Genomic DNA, 1,338 nt, shown 5'->3' on the forward strand with positions numbered 1-1,338 from the left:
TGAAATGCTCCCCTTTTGTTAGACAATATGGTATAATAGAAATATACCAATTAAAAAGTCTAACGAAAGGGGGCATTTTTATGCCAAAAGGACAGCCGAACAAAAGATACACGCCGGAATTCAAAATCAAAGTAGTGGAAACAATGCACAGAGAAAAGTTAAGCTATCGTGAAACTGCACGTCAATTTGACATACCGAATAGTAGAGTAACAGCCTGGGAACGAATCTATCTTGAGGAAGGAGCGGAGGGACTTTACGTAGAACGCAGAGGAAGGAAATCCACAGGGCGGTCTCCGAAAATCAAGAAAGAAGTAGAAGAAGATCTGATTGCAGAAGTACAGCGCCTTCGTGCGGAGAATGCGTACTTAAAAAAATTGAATGCCTTGGTTGCCGAGAGGGTACGGCAAGAGAAAAAGCACAAGTGATATGGGAACTGAGGCATGAACATAAGATAGGGCTGCTCATTGAGATTGCTGATATTCCCCGCAGTACCTACTACTATTACAGTAAGCAATTTGATCATCCAAAGCCGGATCGATATGCTGAAATCAAAACTGAAATACGCCGCATTTACGATGAAAGCAAAGGTCGTTATGGATATCGGAGAATCACCAAAGAATTGAAGAAGAAGTTTGTTGTCAATCACAAGACAGTACAGAAACTGATGCGTAAAATGGGTATATTTTGCCGTGTTCGTATGCACAAGTACAACTCATACAAGGGTGATGTCGGCAGAATCGCACCGAATCTTTTGGAACGGGATTTCAAAGCAGATAAGCCAAATCAGAAGTGGGTAACTGACGTTACTGAATTTGCGTTGTTTGGAATTAAGCTGTATCTGTCACCCATCATTGATTTATATAATGGCGAAGTGATCTCATACAATTTAAGCCGTCATCCGAATTTGAACCAGGTAACAGATATGCTTGAGAAAGCGTTTTCAAAAATACCGGACAATACAAATCTGATTCTTCATTCCGATCAAGGATGGCAGTATCAGCATAAGCACTATCAAAAAATGCTGAAAGAGAAAGGCGTCAAACAGAGCATGTCCCGAAAGGGGAATTGTCTTGACAATGCCTGTGCCGAGAACTTTTTCAGTTTGCTGAAAACGGAGCTTCTCTATTTGCAGGAATTTCATTCTGTCGAGCATTTCATTGAAGAGCTTCATGAATACATAGAATGGTACAACAACAAACGCATCAAGCTTAAGCTTAATGGTCTATCTCCTATAGATTTCAGACAGGAAGCTGCATAGCAAAAGCGACCAAGATTCCTCTTAGTCGCTTTGCATAGATTTTCTTTTGAATCTTTGTCTAACTTTTTGGGGTCAGTTCA

The 1,338-nt window shown here is 40.6% G+C and carries 2 protein-coding genes; both read left to right on the forward strand.

What is annotated here, in order from left to right; all coding sequences use genetic code 11:
• The coding region (locus RUMCAL_RS12535; RefSeq protein ID WP_021683323.1) for a helix-turn-helix domain-containing protein at positions 1-425 on the forward strand (425 nt) is incomplete at its 5' end.
• Entirely contained in the window at positions 422-1,258 is an 837-nt protein-coding gene (locus tag RUMCAL_RS12540; RefSeq protein ID WP_021683324.1) for an IS3 family transposase, read from the forward strand. The genes RUMCAL_RS12535 and RUMCAL_RS12540, both read left to right, overlap by 4 nt.
• Positions 1,259-1,338: the final 80 nt, after the last annotated feature.

It is taken from the genome of Ruminococcus callidus ATCC 27760 (assembly GCF_000468015.1).
GTDB lineage: Bacteria > Bacillota > Clostridia > Oscillospirales > Ruminococcaceae > Ruminococcus_C > Ruminococcus_C callidus.